Source organism: Synechococcus sp. H60.2 (assembly GCF_047462315.1).
Classification (GTDB): Bacteria; Cyanobacteriota; Cyanobacteriia; order Thermostichales; family Thermostichaceae; genus Thermostichus.
This window is the reverse complement of sequence record NZ_JANSIZ010000002.1, coordinates 46,506-65,218: the sequence shown is the minus strand read 5'-3', so window position 1 is coordinate 65,218 and position 18,713 is coordinate 46,506. Positions and strand designations below refer to the sequence as shown.

The 18,713-nt window shown below is 58.6% G+C and carries 14 protein-coding genes and 1 CRISPR repeat array; of the genes, 8 read left to right on the top strand and 6 right to left on the bottom strand.

Features of this window, described 5'->3' with window-relative positions; translation table 11 throughout:
- Positions 1-41 precede the first annotated feature (41 nt).
- Positions 42-840: a CRISPR direct-repeat array (repeat unit 36 nt; unit sequence GTTCCCCCTTCGGGGGGATCCCTAGAAATTGGAAAC).
- Between the two features lie 459 nt (positions 841-1,299).
- A complete protein-coding gene (locus tag NW845_RS00730) occupies positions 1,300-2,616 on the top strand; it encodes an esterase-like activity of phytase family protein (RefSeq protein ID WP_414376302.1) in 1,317 nt (438 codons plus the stop codon).
- Positions 2,617-2,796: 180 nt separating this feature from the next.
- On the opposite strand, the gene NW845_RS00725 is transcribed toward NW845_RS00730, so the two are convergent.
- Together NW845_RS00725 and NW845_RS00720 are read right to left on the bottom strand one after the other, a co-directional pair.
- Positions 2,797-4,164, bottom strand: a complete 1,368-nt coding sequence (locus NW845_RS00725) for an RtcB family protein (RefSeq protein ID WP_414376299.1) — start codon at positions 4,162-4,164, stop codon at positions 2,797-2,799.
- Positions 4,165-4,239: 75 nt separating this feature from the next.
- Positions 4,240-4,662: an archease gene (locus tag NW845_RS00720; RefSeq protein ID WP_414366392.1), complete on the bottom strand. Its 423-nt coding sequence runs from the start codon at positions 4,660-4,662 to the stop codon at positions 4,240-4,242.
- Positions 4,663-5,267: 605 nt separating this feature from the next.
- Here NW845_RS00720 and cfa point away from each other — a divergent pair.
- From cfa to NW845_RS00695, 5 genes are all read left to right on the top strand, one after another.
- Complete coding sequence (gene cfa / locus NW845_RS00715; RefSeq protein ID WP_414376296.1) at positions 5,268-6,407, top strand: cyclopropane fatty acyl phospholipid synthase; 1,140 nt, start codon at positions 5,268-5,270, stop codon at positions 6,405-6,407.
- An 89-nt stretch (positions 6,408-6,496) separates the two neighbouring features.
- Positions 6,497-6,940: a SufE family protein gene (locus NW845_RS00710; protein WP_414376294.1), complete on the top strand. Its 444-nt coding sequence runs from the start codon at positions 6,497-6,499 to the stop codon at positions 6,938-6,940.
- A gap of 13 nt (positions 6,941-6,953) precedes the next feature.
- The gene (locus tag NW845_RS00705; RefSeq protein ID WP_414376291.1) at positions 6,954-8,051 is read left to right on the top strand and encodes a metal ABC transporter solute-binding protein, Zn/Mn family; all 1,098 of its coding nucleotides are present in this window, start codon (positions 6,954-6,956) and stop codon (positions 8,049-8,051) included.
- The gene (locus NW845_RS00700) at positions 8,048-8,824 is read left to right on the top strand and encodes a metal ABC transporter ATP-binding protein (protein ID WP_414376288.1); all 777 of its coding nucleotides are present in this window, start codon (positions 8,048-8,050) and stop codon (positions 8,822-8,824) included. The genes NW845_RS00705 and NW845_RS00700 overlap by 4 nt, the downstream gene beginning before the upstream one ends.
- A 9-nt stretch (positions 8,825-8,833) precedes the next feature.
- Complete coding sequence (locus tag NW845_RS00695) at positions 8,834-9,670, top strand: metal ABC transporter permease (protein ID WP_414376285.1); 837 nt, start codon at positions 8,834-8,836, stop codon at positions 9,668-9,670.
- Here NW845_RS00695 and NW845_RS00690 read toward each other — a convergent pair.
- Complete coding sequence (locus NW845_RS00690) at positions 9,667-10,449, bottom strand: hypothetical protein (protein WP_414376282.1); 783 nt, start codon at positions 10,447-10,449, stop codon at positions 9,667-9,669. The genes NW845_RS00695 and NW845_RS00690 overlap by 4 nt on opposite strands.
- Before the next feature lie 142 nt (positions 10,450-10,591).
- On the opposite strand from NW845_RS00690, the gene NW845_RS00685 reads away from it, so the two are divergent.
- Positions 10,592-12,124: a leucyl aminopeptidase gene (locus NW845_RS00685; RefSeq protein WP_414376281.1), complete on the top strand. Its 1,533-nt coding sequence runs from the start codon at positions 10,592-10,594 to the stop codon at positions 12,122-12,124.
- 252 nt (positions 12,125-12,376) lie between these two features.
- Here NW845_RS00685 and NW845_RS00680 read toward each other — a convergent pair whose 3' ends face one another.
- Both NW845_RS00680 and NW845_RS00675 read right to left on the bottom strand, forming a co-directional pair.
- A complete protein-coding gene (locus tag NW845_RS00680) occupies positions 12,377-13,177 on the bottom strand; it encodes a hypothetical protein (RefSeq protein WP_414376279.1) in 801 nt (266 codons plus the stop codon).
- Positions 13,178-13,541: 364 nt separating this feature from the next.
- The gene (locus NW845_RS00675; RefSeq protein WP_414376278.1) at positions 13,542-14,222 is read right to left on the bottom strand and encodes a hypothetical protein; all 681 of its coding nucleotides are present in this window, start codon (positions 14,220-14,222) and stop codon (positions 13,542-13,544) included.
- A 363-nt stretch (positions 14,223-14,585) separates the two neighbouring features.
- Between NW845_RS00675 and NW845_RS00670 the strand changes: the two genes are divergently transcribed.
- Entirely contained in the window at positions 14,586-16,037 is a 1,452-nt protein-coding gene (locus NW845_RS00670; protein WP_414376276.1) for a hypothetical protein, read from the top strand.
- A gap of 425 nt (positions 16,038-16,462) precedes the next feature.
- On the opposite strand, the gene psaB is transcribed toward NW845_RS00670, so the two are convergent.
- Positions 16,463-18,697 (bottom strand): photosystem I core protein PsaB, encoded by a 2,235-nt coding sequence (gene psaB / locus NW845_RS00665; RefSeq protein WP_414376274.1) that lies wholly within the window; start codon positions 18,695-18,697, stop codon positions 16,463-16,465.
- Between the last annotated feature and the right edge of the window lie 16 nt (positions 18,698-18,713).

The following is an 18,713-nucleotide window of genomic DNA, read 5'->3' as shown; positions in this document are numbered from 1 at the left end:
GTCTTGCATTCCTTGCCCCGCTTGGGTTTAATAGGGGTAGAGTTCCCCCTTCGGGGGGATCCCTAGAAATTGGAAACTTGGGGTCAAACTTCGCCGCCCCCACCGGCCCAGAGAGGTTCCCCCTTCGGGGGGATCCCTAGAAATTGGAAACGCGCCCAAGGCCCCTGCGGCACTCAAGGCGAGCCGGGTTCCCCCTTCGGGGGGATCCCTAGAAATTGGAAACGAAACTATCCAGCAGCATGGGCTGGGTGGGATCGACGACGTTCCCCCTTCGGGGGGATCCCTAGAAATTGGAAACAGAAGCGGGCAATGCGTCGGGTCAGTTCCTGCCAGGTGCGTTCCCCCTTCGGGGGGATCCCTAGAAATTGGAAACATCTCGCTGCCACCCCACGGCGATAAGAGAGGGGATTGTTGTTCCCCCTTCGGGGGGATCCCTAGAAATTGGAAACGGAGCCAGATGCTGTACTGGCGTGGCCTGCCCCTGGCCCTGGGTTCCCCCTTCGGGGGGATCCCTAGAAATTGGAAACACCTCTCGGTCGTCGACCGTAACATCAAGGCCAACCGTCAGCCGTTCCCCCTTCGGGGGGATCCCTAGAAATTGGAAACTCTCAGAAACAGGAGCAGCCAGCAGCCCAAAGTTCCACCGCAGTTCCCCCTTCGGGGGGATCCCTAGAAATTGGAAACGCTCTAATCCTCCCAGTGAGGTTCAGCCTCTGCTTTCGGGTCAGTTCCCCCTTCGGGGGGATCCCTAGAAATTGGAAACAAGCGACTGCGGGCTGAGGCGGAACACCTCGTCGACGAAGAGTTCCCCCTTCGGGGGGATCCCTAGAAATTGGAAACTGCTGAATTGGGATCCCAGATTGAGATCCCATTTTTGTTTCTCCTTCGGGTGTGTGCCCGGCAACTGGAGACGTGAAGCCGCTCTGCACACTCCCTTTGGCGTGCAGAGGTTTTCCTTGGAGAAAATCCCTAAAACTTAGAAACTAGAAAAACTGGGAAGGTTAAGTGCTGTTAATCGATTGGTTAATTGACAGTTAATACTCCCTCCATTCCGCTTTTCAGCTAGTCTCTAAAAGTTGGAAGTATTCAGGTATAATGCTGCTTGGTTGCGGCTTAGGAGGCTTATTTTGCGGGGATCCCTGAAGTTTTCCCCAGCAGGGTGGAGCCTGCTTTTCTGGAAGATATTTAGAAGCTGCGAACCAATGTTTAGCATGGTCTAGAGTTGGGAGTCGAAAGAGAAAGAGTGGAGGCACTATGAGAACCTCGCTTGCGCGCCTCGGTTTGGGGATCTTTTTGGGCATGGTTTCAGCCACGTCGGTTTCAGCAGCCGAAGCGGTTAAAGCCACCCTAGCTGGATATGCCGTGCTGCCGGCAATGAGTTTCGTGCCACCACCCAGCGATGCCGGTTCTGGCTTTGTGGTCTCTGGCCGCTTTGCGGCAATCAACAACCAGCGGGTCGAAGAGGTCGCCTCAGTTGAGGGCAAGTCGTTTGTTGATGGCCGAACCACCGGCATTTCGCTGCCCTTTGTTGGTCAGCCAATTCAGGGTTTTTCGGGGATTGAAACCCTGGCTCGCGACCGCTTCCGTGTTTTGATTGACAACGGCTTTGGCAGCAAGGCAAACTCCCCAGACGCCTTGCTCAGCTTTCACGAAGTAGCCGTTGACTGGGAGAGTGGCCAGGTGCGGTTGAACAAGTCGGTATTCCTACAGGATCCGAACAAAGTGATCCCCTTCCGCATTGTCAACGAGTTTACAACTAGGCGCTACCTTACCGGTGCTGATCTAGACATCGAGTCGATCCAAACTATTGGGGATCTGCACTGGATTGGGGATGAGTTTGGCCCCTACCTCATTGCCGTCGATAGCAACGGCAAAGTTGTAGCTTTCTTTGAAACCGAGGTTGAGGGCAAGGTAGTACGTTCCCCGGATCATCATACGTTTACCACACCGGCAACGCCGGGCCCGGTCAACTTTGAAGTGCGGCGTTCCCGTGGCTTTGAGGGCATGGCGGCTTCTCCCAACGGACAATTTCTCTATGCCATGCTAGAAGGTCCCCTCTACCTCGGCGAACTGCCGGCTCTGGAGACGGTGGAGGGCAAGGAGGTGCTGCGGATTCTGGAGTTTGACGTTAAGAACCGCAAGTGGACGGGCAAAACCTGGAAGTATCCGCTTGAGGTTGCCGGCAATAACATCGGCGACTTCAACATGATCGATGACACGCGGGCTTTAGTAATTGAGCGGGACAACAACGAAGGGGATCCCCGCCTCGCCTGCAAGGGAGAACAGAAGACGGATTGCTTCTCAAAGGCCGCTGAGTTCAAACGGGTTTACCTGATTGACTTGGCCCAGGTAGACAGCGCCGGCCTCGTCAAGAAGGTGGCCTATGTTGATCTGTTGGATATCGCCGATCCGAAAGGCATTGGCAAGACAGCCACAGTGGACGGCCGTTTTACTTTTCCGTTTGTAACCATTGAGGACGTGGACGTGGTGGATGAGCAACACATTGTTGTAGCCAATGACAACAACCTGCCCTTCTCCGCCGGACGTCTGCCCAATGCTGCAGATGCCAACGAGTTCATCTTGTTGAATGTGGGCAACTTCCTCACGCTGCGCTGAGTAAGAGGGGGATCCCTTCTGTTCGCTGCCTCGCTCTTCTTTGGAGGGATCCCTGGAAACATGAAGTATGCAGGCGTTGTACTTGCTGAAGAATCTGTTTCCGGGGGATCCCTAGGAATTAAAAACAACGAAAAAAGGGGCATTAAGCCCCCAAAAATAGCTTCCCCTTTCGGGGGATCCCTAGCCTTTGATACAGAGAATAGGCCTTAAGCGCGCTACGAGTTTAGCGATCTTGGCTTGGTCGGCAGCGCGCACAACTTTGTCTACGTTTTTGTAGGCCTGGGGCGCTTCTTCGGCTACCCCCCGCAGAGAAGGACTGCACACAATGACGCCGCGCCGTCGCAGTTGTTCGATAATCTCCTGCCCTGTCCAGGCTTTGAGAGCCTGGTTGCGACTCATCGCCCTTCCGGCCCCGTGGCAAGCTGAAGAGAGGGCAAGGGCCTCACTTTCCTCGGTGCCGACCAGAATGTAGGAGGCCGTGCCCATGGAGCCACCGATGATTACCGGCTGACCGATGGAACGAAAAGCCTGAGGGATCTCTGGGTGGCCGGGCCCAAAAGCGCGCGTTGCCCCCTTGCGGTGGACAAACAGGCGGCGTTTTTTCCCCTCTATGATATGTGTCTCCTCCTTGCAGGTGTTGTGGGAGACATCGTAGATGAGGTCGAGTTCAGCCTTGGGAAAAAGCTCGGCGAATACCTGGCGCACCCAGTGGGTGATGATCTGGCGGTTAGCCAAGGCGCAGTTGACGGCTGCCCGCATTGCTCCCAGGTAGCTTTGCCCCACTTTGGACTGCAAAGGCGCACATGCCAGCTCGCGATCAGGCAGCTCTATGCCGTGTTCTTTAGCTGCCTGTTGCATCTTCTTCAAATATTCAGTGCCAATCTGGTGACCCAGGCCCCGCGAGCCGCAGTGAATAGTAATGACAACTTCCCCCTGCCTGAGACCAAAACTCTCGGCAGCCTTGGGATCGTAGATCTCATCGACAACCTGGACTTCGAGGTAGTGGTTACCTGAGCCTAGGGTTCCCATCTCGCGCCGCTGGCGTTCACGGGCGTAGGCGGAGACTTCGCCTGGCTTTGCTCCACGCATGCGGCCATGTTCTTCGATGCGCTCTAGATCTGCTTTCTTGCCGTAGCCTTGAGCCACAGCCCATTCTGCTCCGCCTTCCAGCATGGCTTCCATCTCTTTGTCGCTCAAGGAAAGCTTGCTGCGGCTGCCGAGCCCTACCGGTACGCTTGCATACAAGGCATTGGCTAAGGGTTCTGCTGCTTCCTCCACTTCTTCGCGCGTCAGCCCCGTCCGCAAGGTTCTCACGCCGCAGGAGATGTCAAATCCCACTCCGCCAGCGGAAATCACCCCCCCTTCTTCTGCATCGAAGGCCGCCACCCCACCGATGGGAAAACCATAGCCCCAGTGGGCATCTGGCATCACATAACACGCTCCCACGATCCCTGGCAAAGTGGTCACGTTGCTGGCCTGCTCGGCCACTTTGTCGTCCATCTCCCGGATTAACTCTTCATCGGCAAAGATCAAGACCGGGACACGCATTTTGCCTTTAGGAGGAATGCGCCAAACCGTTTCATCTAGACGCTCAAGTTTCCTGATATCCATAGACTGCCTCCCTTACACGTCCACCACACACTGTGCCACCCAAAGCTCACCCTCTTGAGCTACCTTGAGTTGCGTGTAAGTTGCCCCTTTAACTTCTACTGCCGGTCGGTGCTTGGTGCGGTCAACTCTTTCCCCCCACAGGCTGGCTTTGAGATGGTCTTTTGCAAGATGCACTTCAACTTTCCCAAACAGCATTCCTCTAACTGCCATCTCGTAGATCACTGCATTCAGGAAGTCCACCAACAATAGTTCCAGATCGCCTGAATTTTCTAGCTCGATCTCTAGCCGCTCCCTGGGATCTACTTCATCCACGCTAGTGATCGCCGCAGTCAGGGCCAAAGCTGCCTGGGCAAAGGCTTCCTCCGGCGTTGCCCCATAGCCGCGGACGCCAATGTCGGCCATGTGTTCAAAATGCTCCCATCTTGCCTGCACCACGGCAGTCTCCTCGTTCAGGGCAGGCCGAAGCCCAATGTCATCTAGACTCGGCAGCGATACCGTAACTTACGCAACTTATCGCTCCCTCTGCAAGGGGATCCCTGGAGGTTGGAAACAGAAACAACCACTAGGGTACCACTATTGTATTCGTTTCTTGTTCTTCCTCCTGCATAGGAATGGGAGACTTTTTTGAGGTTGGCAGAGCTTGTGGAATTACCCCTTCGGGAGATCCCAATGGGAAAAACCTCCCGCTAATAGGGGAGGTGTTTGTGGCTCTATTTTTCTGTTTGGGGATCTCTAGAAACTGGAGAAAAGCGGGAATCTGGGTTCGCTGAGGTCACTTCGAGGATCCCATCTCCTGGGATCTGTGGGGGATAGGAACTCTAGAGATAGCTGATTGGGATGAGGGCAGCCAAAATTAGGTAGAAGGCGAGATCGGCGCACTCTTGGGTTTTTGGGCAACTTGCTGCTTCGAGAGTGGTCAGCACTGACGACGAAAACCAGAAGGCGACCTGGGCTGTTGACAGAAAGCCCTTGACAGCCGTAGGGCTACTGGAAAATGAATAGCCAACACTGATCCTTTCGACGGCAGGGGGATCCCAGCGATGAGGAAAGATCTCAACATCCTGCATCGGCTGGCACGCAGCTATGGACTTAGGCTTTTGGAGGCTGCCGATATAGCTGTCAATGGCTCGCGGCCCTGGGATCTGCAAGTCCACGACGAGCGGCTTTACCTGCGCTGCTTGCTCTATGGATCCCTGGGCTTTGGCGAGGCCTACCTGGAGGGGTGGTGGGATTGCGAGGCTATTGATGAGCTGGTTTGTCGTCTCCTCACCAGTCGGGCAGCCGAGCGAGTGGGCTGGCCAGTTCGGCTCCTGCTTGCCTTGGACAGTCGCCTCATCAACCGCCAGCGGGGTAAGGGAGCGTTTGTGGTTGGCCAGCGCCACTACGACCTTGGCCATGACCTCTACGAGGCCATGCTGGATCGCCGCCAGATCTATAGCTGTGCTTATTGGGATGGGGGGGCACAAACCCTCGACGAAGCCCAGGAAGCCAAGCTGGATCTCATTGCCCGCAAGCTAGATCTCCAGCCCGGCATGCGCGTGCTCGACATCGGCTGTGGTTGGGGCGGCACGGCACAGTACCTGGCCGAACGCTACGGTGTACAGGTGGTGGGCATCACCGTCTCGCAAGAGCAGGCCAGGCTAGCCAGCGAACGCTGCCGCGGCCTACCGGTGGAGATTCGGCTGGAAGACTATCGCCAGACGCAGGGAAAGTTTGATCGGATCCTTTCTGTGGGCATGTTTGAGCATGTGGGCTACCGCAACTACCGAACATTTATGCAGGTAGTCCGTCGCCTTCTCAAAGAGGATGGCTTGTTTCTTCTCCACACCATCGGCGCCAACGTTGCCTACCAGGGGCGCGATCCCTGGATTGAGCGCTACATTTTTCCCAACTCGATGCTCCCCTCGCCTCGTCAGATAACAGCGGCTTTCGAGGGCCTATTTGTTCTGGAAGACTGGCACAACTTTGGGATCAACTACGTGGCCACCCTAAAAGCTTGGCACACCAATTTTGAGCGGGCATGGCCCCAACTGGCTGGTCGCTACGACGAGCGCTTTCGCCGCATGTGGCGGCTTTACCTGCTGATGAGTGCCGGCAGCTTCAAGGCCCGCGCCAGCCAGCTTTGGCAACTAGTCCTCTCCCCCCGGGGAGTAAGGGGCGGCTACCGCCCGGTGCGGTAGTTGTTTCCTCCCGCGTCAACCCCTTGGGCTCCCCAAGTCGCGTGCTACGATGACTTTTGATTATCATTCTCATTCAGGCAAGTGGGTTGATGCCCGAAGCTCTGCGGCAGATTGTCGGGCGCTTTCAAAAGGCCAAAACCTCTCGTCAGAAGTACGAGTTGCTGCTGGCCTATGCCAAGCGCCTGCCCCCTTTCCCCGATTCCCAGCGAACAGAGGAGAATCTCGTGCGGGGTTGTGCTTCGCGGGTGTGGCTGGCCACCGAGCTAAGGGACGGCAAGGTCTACATCCAGGGAGATGCCGATGCCCAGTTGGTCAAGGGCTTGGTGGCGATTTTGGTGGAGGGGCTAAGTGGCTCAGCACCAGAGGAAATTTTGGGGGTTTCCCTGGAGTTTGTGCGGGAGATGGGCCTCAACTTCAGCCTTAGCCCTTCCCGCAGCAACGGCCTGGTGAGTATGTTTTCGCTGCTGCAGCAGCGGGCCTTGGCTTTCCAGAAGTCAGGCGCCTCCGACGCTGCTGTCTCTGTTGTCTCGTGAGGTGTTAGGGCTCATGGCTAATGACTCTCTGCGTTCAGCCCAACCCCTGCGATCGCTGGTCTCGCTGGTGGCGGCCCTCTCGGTCGGGATCCTAGGCACCTTGCAGATGCGCCAAGAGAGATCCCAGGCCCAGCAGGGATCCACTCCCCCGCAGGTGGTGACCACAATCCTGCCGATAACGCAATTTACCCGCGCCGTGGCCGGGAAGCGGGCCGAGGTGAAACCTCTGATCCCTCCCCAGATGGGGCCCCACGACTTTCAGGCTCGACCCGAGGATGCGCGCCTGCTGTCCCAGGCGGATGTGCTGGTGATCAACGGGTTGGGAATGGAGACCTTTTTGGAGGGATTGATTGCCAACGCCGGCAATCCGAAGCTGCGCATCATTGACAGCAGCCAAGGGATCCCGACTTTGCAGACCCAGGAGCCAGAGCATGGCCACTCCCACAGCCATGGCCATTCTCATGGTCACAGCCACGGCCATGGCCATTCTCATGGTCACGGGCACTCTCACGGCAAGTTGAACCCCCACATCTGGCTGGATCCCAGGCGGGCCATTCGGCAGGTGGAAAACATCCGCGACGGCCTCATTGCTGTCGATCCAGAAGGGGCAGAGACTTACCGCGCCAACGCCGCTGCCTTTATCCAGCAACTGGAGGCTTTGGATAAGGAAATCGAGCAGCGCTTGGCCCCCTTTGCCGGCAGAAAGTTTGTGGTCTTCCACGACCTTGCCCCTTACTTTGCCGAGCGCTACAACCTCAAAGCGGAGTTCCTGGTGGAGATCCCGGAAGCCAGCCCCTCTCCGGAAGATGTGCGCCGGGTGATGGAGACGGTGCGGCAGTCGGGCCTAAAGACAATCCTGGTGGAGCCACAAGTGGGGAAGGACAACCCCTTTGAGGTCTTGGCCCGGGATCTGGGGGTACAAGTCCGCGTATTCGATCCCTTGGAAACGGCTGGCCCAGAGGGGATCGAGCCGGAGTACTACCTAACCATCCTGCGGCAGAACGTGGAAAACCTGGTCTCCGCCTTCGAGAAAGAGAAGGCCTGGGTTCCCCTGCAGTTGCCCTTGGTGGGTCAGGCTGCTCTTGAGCACCTGCTGGCGAGGGGGCGATGAGCTTCCATTCTGGCGAGGTTGTCCTGCGGGTGGAGGGACTGACGGTCTATCGGGGATCCCAGTTGGCGGTGCAGAATGTCTCGTTTGAGCTGACGGCGGGATCCCATACGGCCATTGTCGGCCCCAACGGCGCCGGCAAGAGCACCCTCGTGCAGGCCATCTTGGGCATCCTGCCGCGGCAGTGTGGCTCGGTTTCCATCCTAGGGGAGCCGCTGCGTCTGTCGGGGTACTTGCCCCAGAAAGTGCGGCAGCAGCTTGCCTACGTGCCGCAGCGCTTGCAATTCAACCCTGCCATTCCCCTGACGGTGGCGGAGTTTGTCGCCCTGGGCTGGGGATCCCTTAGGCCCCGCTGGCCCTGGCAGCAGCGAGCTGCTCGGCAGGAGGCCGTCGAGAAAGCCTTGCAACGGGCCGAGGCTCTGCACCTGGCCTCTAAGCCCCTGGGTCAACTGAGCGGCGGCGAGCTGAAGCGCGTGTTGTTGGCCTATTGTCTAGTCTGGCCGCGGCGGCTGCTGGTGCTGGACGAGGCCCCCGCTGGTCTAGATAGCCTCAGCGAAGGGGAATTCTATCGGCTATTGGAAGAGCTGCGCCGCTTCCTGGGCTGGGCCATCCTGCAGGTCTCCCACGACCTAGAGATGGTGTCCCGCTACTGTGACCGCGTGCTGTGTCTCAACCGCTCCCTGATTTGTCAGGGATCCCCTGAGGCGGCCCTGGCGCCGGAGATGCTCAGCCGCGTCTACGGCCCCGAGTTTGCCCGCTACATCCACCACCACTGAGGAGGGGCAATGCCGGAGACCTGGGCGCAGGTGGTGGAATGGCTGCAGTTGCCCTTCATGCAGCGGGCTCTCCTAGGCGGCATCCTGACGGGGGTGACGGGGGGGCTTTTGGGCAGTTTTGCCATCTTTCGGCAGTTGGCGTTTTTTAGTGATGCCTTGGGGCATTCGGCGCTGCTGGGTATTCTCGTGGGAGTGGCCTTGGGGCTGGATCCCACAGCGGTGCTGATGGTGTTTGGGGTAGTGTTTGCCCTGGGGGTGACTTTTGTCCTGGAACACACCCAGCTTTCGGCGGATGCGGTGCTAAACATCATCTACTCCTCCTCCTTGGCCCTGGCCATCATTGGCCTCAGCCTGATCCCTGGCTACCGCGGCAACCTTAACCAGTTGCTGCTTGGGGATATTCTCGGCATCAGTCTGCCGGCCTTGTGGATGAGCGGCCTGCTCCTGCTCTTGGCTCTGGGGTATATTGGGCTGACCTTGCCTGCCCAGATGCTGCTCACCCTGGATGAGTCGCTGGCGCGGGCGCGGGGGGTAGTGGGGGGCTGGCAGCGGCTGGCCTTTGTGGTGCTGCTGGCGCTGGTGGTGGCTCTGTCGATCCGCTCGGTGGGGGTGCTATTGGTGAGCGCCTTTGTGGTGATCCCTGCCTCGACGGCGCGGCTTTTGGCATCCAGCTTTACAACCTATGTGCTGCTGGCCATGGGCTTGGGGGGCTTGAGCGCCGTGCTGGGGATCCTCCTCTCAGCCGCCTTCAACCTCCCCTCTGGCCCCAGCATTGTGGCCACCCAGTTGCTGTTTTTTCTCCTGGCCATGGGGCTGAAGGGGGGAGCGCAACTGCTGCGGCGCTAGCTGCCGGCCATTCCCAAAATTCTCTCTGGCAGAAGCTGGCCAAACAGGCGGCGGTAGCTCTCCGGGAAGACCTGGCCCATGAGGGTGGGCTGCTCGTAAACCCGCTTGAGGGTATTGAGATCCCGTTTGGTGATAGTGGGCACCCGCAGCAGGCGGCGATTGCCGGTAGCCGCTGCATGGTGGCCGCCGTACATCAGATCCCGCGGGTTGGGACTATGGCCCCACAGCCCCAGCCCATGGCCAATCTCGTGCCGGGCCACCGCCGTCACTTCTGCCAACCTCTGGTCTTCGGCAATGACAATGCGCACCCGCTGCTGCAGCGAGCCATCGGCGGCAAAGAAAAACTCAGGCCGGGCTGCCCCCGCTATCCCTTCGCCAATGACAGGAACGCGGTAGATGCTCATCCCGTAGAGGGCCTCCTCTTCTTTGCCCACCACTTTCAGGGGGAGGTAGGCCGACCACTCCTTTACCGCCTGCTCCACAAAGGTTTTCCACTGGGGGTGATCCCCCTGAATGTAGACAGGGACGGGGTAGAAGGCCCACTGGGCGTAAGCTCCACCCGGCAGCAGCGGCTCGATTTCTTCGAAGTAGTCTCCCGCCGACTTGTCGTAGGTGTAGCGGGCTAGGCCGGGGGGCAGCTTGAGGCGAACCGGCTGCGGCAGCTCTTCCAGGGGCCTCTGCGCCTGGGCCAGGGATCCCACCTCCCCTAGCGCCAGCGCCAGGAGCATTGCGCCGGCACTAACCCCAAGCTGAAGGATGGAACGCCGCCGCCAGGCCATACCTTGGTTTCCTCCCTTCCTGATTAAAGGCTATTGGCTAGAAAAGCCAACGTCGATGCCAGCCAAGGGATCCCCTGTCCTAGAAGTGGCGGAATTGGCTACACTGAAAATCTGCTGTCCCTAGCTTGGCCAAAGGTTTCCCATGCAGCTTCGTCTTGGCGAGCCGCCCCTAACACAGGCAGAATGCGCCCTAGTTTACTGCTTTGCCCCCACCGGCGAAAACGCCCCCTTCTCGCTGCCTGCCGAGATTGCTGCCTTGGACGAGAAAGTGGGGTCGGGGCTGGTGGCGGAAGCAGTTCAAGAACAGAAGTTTCAGGGCAAGCCCAATAGCAGCCTTGCTCTGCGCCTGCCAGGAGCCATCCGCAAGCTGGTGTTGGTGGGGCTTGGGGATCCGGCTGCGCTGACGCTGGAAGCGCTGCGGCGGGCCACTGCCAATGGTCTGCGCCAGGCCCACAGCCTTAAAGCTAAGCAGGTGGTGCTGTCCTTGCCAGAAACGGGGCTGGATCCGGTGCGGGCGGTGCAGGCAGTAGCCGAAGCCAGCCTCCTTGTGGCCCACCAGGACAACCGCTTTAAATCCCAGCCCAAGCCCGAGGAAGAGCGCGGCTTTTCCGTTGAGGAAGTCACCCTCCTGGTGCCAGGCCTGGCCCAGGCCCGCCAAGACTATGAAAACGCCCTGCAGCGGGCCACCGAGATGGCTGCCGGGACAATCCTGGCCCGCGAACTGGTGGCCGCCCCTGCCAACGTCGTCACACCCCCTGCCCTGGCCGACACTGCCCGGCAACTGGCCCAAGACTACGGCCTAGAGGTGGAGATCCTAGGACGGGAAGAGTGCCAAGCCTTAGGCATGGGGGCTTTCCTCGGCGTGGCCCAGGCCTCAGATCTGCCGCCCCAGTTTATCCACCTCACCTACAAGCCCAAAGAAGGGGATCCCGTCGCCAAGCTGGCCCTGGTGGGCAAGGGCCTCACCTTCGATTCCGGCGGGCTGAACATCAAAACCGACTCCCGCAGCATTGCCATGATGAAAACCGACATGGGCGGAGCTGCAGCCGTCTTGGGAGCGGCCCGGGCCCTAGCTGCCCTCAAGCCACAGGTAGAGGTGCACTTTATTGTCGCCGCCACCGAAAATATGATTAGCGGCCGTGCCCTCCACCCCGGGGACATCCTCACCGCCTCCAACGGCAAGACCATTGAGGTCAACAACACCGATGCCGAAGGCCGCCTTACCCTGGCCGATGCTTTGGTGTTTGCCGAAAAGCTGGGGGTGGACGCCATTGTGGATCTAGCCACCCTAACCGGCGCCTGCGTCATTGCGCTGGGAGAAGAAATTGCCGGCCTCTTTACCCCCAATGAGGCCCTGGCTCAAGAGGTGCAGCAGGCGGCCAACCTCTCTGGTGAGAAGATCTGGCGCCTACCCTTGGAAGAGAGCTATTTCGAGGGCCTCAGCTCCACCGTGGCCGACATGAAGAACACCGGCCCCCGCTCCGGCGGCTCCATCACCGCTGCCCTCTTCCTCAAGCAATTTGTGGAGAAAACCCCCTGGGCCCACCTGGACATAGCCGGCCCGGTGTGGACAGAGAAGGATACGGGCTACAACAACAAAGGCGCCACCGGCTACGGCGTGCGCACCCTGGTGGAGTGGGTCTTGGCGCGGCAGGCTGCAGCCACCTCCCCCTAGCCTGGTTGCTTGCTATTGTTCTCCGCTCCCAAGGTTCTGCTTGTTGCGGCAGTGAGATTGCCCACAATCGCTTCTTGACCCTAGCAGCTTATGATCGAGATGTTGCTAGGCGCCGGCAGTTTACAGGATCCCTCCTTAGGCTTTGTTGAAAACAGTGTTGCTACTCGTAAGGGCAGTGGAGCTTCCCAAGCCTTGCTTGGGTCAACAGCAAGAAATCTAAACCGACCCTAATTGAAAGTCACAGTAGCTGGGTTAAGGATTGAAAGTCACAGTAGCTGGGTTAGAAGTTACTGATTGCGCCCCACTGCTGAAGAGAGTAACTGGGGGATTTGTGTAAGTTGCCGACACTGGATTGATCTGTTGCACAGATACAGAAACCACGCAGGAGGAATTCGGAGCCAGAGTTCCACCTTGAAGGGCAATCGTGGTTGAAGGAATTGCTAGTTGTGTTGAGGAAGCAGGAATGCTGGGGTTTGCCGTGAGCGTGCCACCGCACGTATTTAAAGTAACTACATTCGTTTCAGTAATTCGCAAACCACCTGGCAAAGCATCTATAAAGCTAAGTCCAGACAAAGGTACAGGGGCATCGTTGGTGATGGTAAAGATAACGACTACAGTGCTGCCTGGTGTTGCTGTGCTAGGGCTAAACTCTTTTTTAAAGGTTGGTGGATCAACTGGGTCTACGGTTAGGCTGACAGGTGCGCTTTGAGCGGCAGGAGCCTGGTCGCTGGTGAGCGTTGTGGCAGGGTTCGTGTAAGTGCCCACGTTTGTAGCAACCACCTGAACGCCTATCAAGCAGCTTGAATTGGGACTAAGCTGGCCACCGGTCAGAGAAATAAAGCTTCCATTTGCAGGGGCGCTTGCAGTTCCCCCACAGGTATTGTTGAGGCCAGGGGCGGCAGCAACGGATAGCCCTGCCGGCAAGATTTCCGCAAAGCTGAGGCCGGTCAGTTGGATGCCGGAGTTGTTGGTGATCGAAAAACTTAAAGTAACAGGAACACCCACCGAAGTCGTGCTCGGACTGAAACTCTTGGTAAAGGTTGGAGCAGCCAAGGGGGCCGGAGGCAACCCAACAATGCTGGGAGAAGGGTTGGGGCTGGGCAAGGGTGGGATCGTCGGCGCCGAGACGGGAGGGGACGCGAGAGGGCTGGGCTGGGTTGGGGGAGCAACTCCAACGGGAGGAGTAGCCGGCACTCCCACGCCAGTTCCGCCGGGTTCTACACTTGGGTTTTGCACAGGAAAGATCGGCCCAGGTATAAAGCTGGTTGCATTCTTATCCTTTGCCTGTTGGCAAGCCGTCAGCAAACCAACACAGAGGCAAGCCAAAACCCCAGCCAGCTTTCCGGTTTTCATTCCCTCATCCTCCTGACCTTAAATCTCTCGCAGCAATTAAACACTGCCCTTAGCCAGCTTCACGCTAGGTAGCCTGAGCGCGTGCCTCTAATCTTAGGGCTTGGCCAAACGAATCGCGAATGACCAGGATCACCAAAACCCTTTCTCCGGGAGCAACGTTGGCGCTATAGGCCGCCAGATCAGCCGGGAAGGTAAAGCCATTGGTGAGGGTGATCCCGTCGGTTCGGTCGGCGTAGCTGTTGCCTCGGCCTATGAGCGTATTCCTAAACTGCTCGATGGCTGTCGGCAAGAAAATGCCGGTAATATCTGTGCCGCGGCTGATGTTGAAAAACTGCAGCTCTACGCTGGCAATGACCCCTGGCACCAACAAGCCGCGCAAGGTAACTGTTACAAAAGCGGATCCCACTGGGGGAATCACAGCAGGGTTTGGCGGGGTAGAGAGCAAAAGGTTGAATTCCCCATTTGGAGCTGGCCGCAAGCTGGGTGGATCCGGCAGGTCAGGCTGAATGGGCGGCGGCGTGATGGGGGCAAAGTCTGGCCCAGGGCGGAAGGTGATGGGTGTGAGGTTGGGCGAGATGGTGGGGGCCACGGCCACGGGAGGAGGGGTGGATCCATTGGCGGTCAAGAGGGGTGGCAGGCCGCCCGTGGTCTCGCTGCTGCAGGCAGTGGCTAGCGCCAGCGAAGCCCAAGTTGCCAGAAGAGAAAGGCCGCCACGGCCAGGGCCTGAGCCAGAACGTCGTTTCATCGGGGAATTCTCCACTCACTCACACCACAGCAAATCTTTCCAACAGCGCCCAGCCGGGATCCACTGAATCTGCCCCTATGCATGGGCAAGATTATGAGGGATCCCGTTTCAAAGGCGGATGCCTGCTGTTAGTTCTACTGCATCTTGGGGCGTTGTCAAGCAAGCGGCAAAGCAAATCCAAGAAATTTTTTTGGAAATGGTCCATCCCCTAGATATGGGGTATCATAGCCTCGAGCAGGGGCGGCCAGCTTACCTGTAGCGTTGGGGTTGGGTGCCTTTTCCTCCATTTTGTGTGTGGATTTCCCCAGATTAGGGTGTGTGAGGCAGTGCTGTATGAACTTCAAAGGTCGCTCATTGGCAGTTTTGTGTGGAGTCTTACTTCTAGGCGGCTGCGGTCAAATTGACGAATCCCCCGCCTTGCCGGGGCCTGTCCAGGTGGATCCCACGGCGTTTGTCTCGGCGCAGGAGTACCGCTTTACCCCCGGCTCAGTGCTGGAGACCACCAGCTTGAGGCTGGACTACATCAACCCAAAGTTTGACAACGGGATCCCTGTGCGGAACAGCGGCTTTCAAGGCAGTGGAGAAGCCCGCATTACCAACGTAGAGGCCCGCATTCTGCCGGTCAATGAGATCCCAGCCAATGAACTGACAATTGACTCAACCCTTCGCTCCAGCACACTGGCCCTCCAGATTGCCCGAACCACGCCGCTGGTGAATCTCATCGCCTTCGGCCCCAACGACGGCAGGCTATCTACGCAATTCAGCATTGCCGGCCTGGTTGCCCTTTCGACAAACCCCAACGACCAGCGCATTCGAGTCAACACAACCTTTAGAGCTGCCGATCCGGATACGGAAACTGTTTTAACTTTAACCGTGCGCCGCATCTTGGTTAGCCGCAATGGCAACCAAGTCGTCTTAGAGGGAGATTCTTCTCTCATTGTCCCCACCTTAGGTGTGCTGTTTGAAGATGGTGGCCCTGGTCCTGAGGGTGAGATTTTGGCGCCGGGCTCTTTTGTCAATCCTCCCCCACCTCAAGGGCCTGTCACTGCCATCCTGCAAACCGGCAGCTTCTCCGCCAGCTTTGTGGTGCGGCAGCGGGGCGTGGCCGGCGATGGCACTCCTGAAGATGCCCTGGCTCTCTTTGCTCGCCTGAACTTCCGGCCCAACCAGGCGGAAATCGTCTATCGTCCCACCCAGGTGGGTACGCAGTCGGTGCTATTTGCTCCGGATCCCACTCGTCCGAACATCTTGCCCAACCAGTTGGTACGCATCCGGCGTCTGCTGAACGGTCGGGTACAAGCGGAGTTTGACCCGGCCAATGTCAGCACAGTCCTCAACTTTGTCCAGGTCAGCCCGCCGCCACGACCTTTCCCCACTCCGATCCCGCAGTTGCCCGTCCCTGGACGTCCGGGTGCTCCTACGGCCTTTGACTACTTTTTCTCCCTGCGCACCGAGCGCTCTACGGGTACCTTACCTGGCTCACCTGTGGAAGGAAATACCCCTCAGCCGGTTATTCTTCAGGGCATTGTGCCCGCCACTGGCGATTTTGTCTTCCGCACCCTGGCCGGGGCACAATTGGCTGGCCCATTCAACAGGGCAGATATTGGCGGTTCTCTGCTGCGAGGCAACTTGAATTTGGTTTTCGACTCAACGACTTCTGCCGACCGGATCTCCGGCCAGTGGTTCCTGGAACAGGAGTTTCCTACCGGCAACGTTGAGACTGGGACAGAAGACGAACCGGGAAGCCCTGCTACCCAGCAAGGAGCTATCCTAATCATCCGTGGCTTCTTTGAGGGCGCGCAGGTGCGGCTCTAGCCCTAGCAGCCTGTTTTGAACCCCTCTAGCTCGGCCCTTGTGGCTGAGCCTTTTTTGTTGGATTAGGGAGCCCTTCCTCTATCTGCTCGAAAAAAACTTGAGCCAAACTCTATTCTTCGCTACTCATCCTCCTGGAAGCGCGCAATCGCAAAACCAGGTTCCGGCTCGTGGTTGGGGGGCAGTTGCACGGGCTCCTTGGCCTGCTCTTGCACAAGGCCCATCAACAGTCAATACAGGCGGCTCCCCGTTCGTTATTTTCTGAATTTTCTGGACCAGAGACTCAACCAGCCGGCGAAACTCCTCAAAGGTATATCGCTGGATACGCGGCCAGAGCCATGGGCCCAGCATCCTTCTCGCTTGACCAAGCAGCAAAAAAAGAGGGATCCCGCGGAGGGATCCCTCAATTACTTAACCACTAGAGTTTGCTAGCCAGACAAGGAAGCCGTCGAGGCGATGACAAAGGCCGCGTAGGTCAGGACATACCCCACCGTGAAGTGAGCTAGGCCCACCAGACGACCCTGCACAATGGACAGAGCCACCGGCTTATCCTTCCAGCGGATCAAGTTGGCCAAGGGGGTGCGCTCGTGCGCCCAGACCAGGGTCTCGATCAGCTCTTGCCAGTAACCGCGCCAGGAGATCAAGAACATGAACCCCGTGGCCCACACCAAGTGGCCGAACAGGAACATCCAGGCCCAAACCGCCAGGTTGTTCATGCCGTAGGGGTTGTAGCCGTTGATCAACTGGGCAGAGTTGGCCCAGAGGTAGTCCCGCAGCCAGCCCATCAGGTAGGTGGAGTTCTCGTTGAACTGGGCGGTGTTGCCGCTCCAGATCCCCAGGTGCTTCCAGTGCCAGTAGAAGGTCACCCAGCCAATGGTGTTCAGCATCCAGAACATGGCCAGGTAGAAAGCGTCCCAGGCGGAGATGTCGCAGGTGCCACCCCGACCCGGCCCGTCGCAGGGGAAGCTGTAGCCGAAGTCTTTTTTGTCCGGCATCAGCTTGGAGCCGCGGGCATCCAGCGCCCCCTTGACCAGGATCAACGTCGTGGTGTGCAGGCCGAGAGCAATGGCGTGGTGCACCAGGAAGTCACCAGGACCAATGGGCAGGAAGAGGAACCCATTGGGATCGTTGATGGCTTGCAGCCAGCCCGGTAGCCACACATTGCCGTAGTTGGGCCAAGCTGTAGAGGCAATGCTGTTGGGATCGGACAACAGCACATTCATGCCGTAGAGCATCTTGCCGTGGGAAGCTTGGATGAACTGAGCAAACACTGGCTCAATTAGGATCTGCTTCTCCGGCGTGCCGAAGGCCTGCATCACGTCATTGTGGACGTACAGCCCCAGCGTGTGGAAGCCCAAGAACAGCGATACCCAGCTCAGGTGGGAAATGATCGCCTCCTTGTGATCCAGCACCCGCGCCAGCACGTTGTTCTTGTTGGCTTCGGGATCGTAGTCCCGCACCAGGAAGATGGCCCCATGGGCAAAAGCCCCCACCATCAAGAATCCAGCGATGTACTGGTGATGGGTGTAGAGAGCTGCTTCCGTGGTGTGATCCATGGACATGAACACGTAGGGGTTGAGGGCGTACATGTGCTGCGCCACCAGCGAGGTCACCACCCCCAAGCAGGCCAGCGCCAACGCCAACTGGAAGTGCAGGGAGTTGTTGACCGTGTCGTAGAGGCCCTTGTGCCCTTCGCCCAGCAGGCCCCCGAAGGGAGTACCCTTGGGCGGGTTGTGGGCACCCAGGATCTCGCGGATGCTGTGGCCAATACCCCAGTTGGTGCGGTACATGTGGCCGGCGACGATGAAGATGACCGCAATGGCCAGGTGGTGGTGGGCCATGTCCGTCAGCCACAGGGACTGGGTGTTGGGGTTGAAGCCGCCCAAGAAGGTGAGGATGGCCGTGCCCGCCCCTTCTGCCGTGCCCCAGACGTGGTTGGCCGTATCTGGGTTCTGGGCATACACCCCCCAGTTGAGGGTGAAGAAGGGCTTCAGGCCCGCCGGGTGGGGCAGCGTGGTGAGGAAGTTGTCCCAGCCCACGTGCTGACCGCGCGACTCAGGAATGGCCACGTGCACCAGGTGGCCCGTCCAGGCCAGCGAGCTGACGCCGAACAAGCCGGCCAGGTGGTGGTTGAGGCGGGCCTCAGCGTTCTTGAACCAGCTCAGGCTGGGCCGGAAGCGGGGCTGCAGGTGCAGCCAGCCGGCAAACAGGAACACCGCCGCCAACAACAGCAGGCCGATGGCACCGGCGTAGAGATCGCCGTTGGTGCGCAGGCCGATGGTGTTGAACCAGTAGTAGAGGCCGGAGTAGGCCGCGTTGACAGGGCCACCGCCCCCAGGTTGGGTGAAGGCTTCCACCGCCGCCTTGCCAAATTGGGGATCCCAGATAGCGTGGGCGATGGGGGTGACGCCGGTGGGGTTGGCCACCCATTGCTCGTAGTTGCCTTGCCAGGCGATGTGGAAGACGTTGCCCGAGGCCCACAGGAAGATGATCGCCAGATGGCCGAAGTGGGTGGCAAACAGCTTTTGGTAAAGCCGCTCCTCCGTCATGCCATCGTGGGTCTCGAAGTCATGGGCGGTGGCAATGCCATACCACAGACGTCGAGTGGTGGGATCACTGGCCAGGTCTTGGCTGAATTGCGGAAAACGAGTTGCAGTTGTCATGATTCTCTCTTCCTCC

Coding starts and splice junctions, on each gene's coding strand:
- NW845_RS00730 (WP_414376302.1), top strand. CDS start 1,300: ATGGTTTCAGCCACGTCGGTTTCAGCAGCCGAAGCGGTTAAAGCCACC.
- NW845_RS00725 (WP_414376299.1), bottom strand. CDS start 4,164: ATGCGTGTCCCGGTCTTGATCTTTGCCGATGAAGAGTTAATCCGGGAG.
- cfa (WP_414376296.1), top strand. CDS start 5,268: ATGAGGAAAGATCTCAACATCCTGCATCGGCTGGCACGCAGCTATGGA.
- NW845_RS00710 (WP_414376294.1), top strand. CDS start 6,497: ATGCCCGAAGCTCTGCGGCAGATTGTCGGGCGCTTTCAAAAGGCCAAA.
- NW845_RS00705 (WP_414376291.1), top strand. CDS start 6,954: ATGGCTAATGACTCTCTGCGTTCAGCCCAACCCCTGCGATCGCTGGTC.
- NW845_RS00700 (WP_414376288.1), top strand. CDS start 8,048: ATGAGCTTCCATTCTGGCGAGGTTGTCCTGCGGGTGGAGGGACTGACG.
- NW845_RS00695 (WP_414376285.1), top strand. CDS start 8,834: ATGCCGGAGACCTGGGCGCAGGTGGTGGAATGGCTGCAGTTGCCCTTC.
- NW845_RS00690 (WP_414376282.1), bottom strand. CDS start 10,449: ATGGCCTGGCGGCGGCGTTCCATCCTTCAGCTTGGGGTTAGTGCCGGC.
- NW845_RS00685 (WP_414376281.1), top strand. CDS start 10,592: ATGCAGCTTCGTCTTGGCGAGCCGCCCCTAACACAGGCAGAATGCGCC.
- NW845_RS00675 (WP_414376278.1), bottom strand. CDS start 14,222: ATGAAACGACGTTCTGGCTCAGGCCCTGGCCGTGGCGGCCTTTCTCTT.
- psaB (WP_414376274.1), bottom strand. CDS start 18,697: ATGACAACTGCAACTCGTTTTCCGCAATTCAGCCAAGACCTGGCCAGT.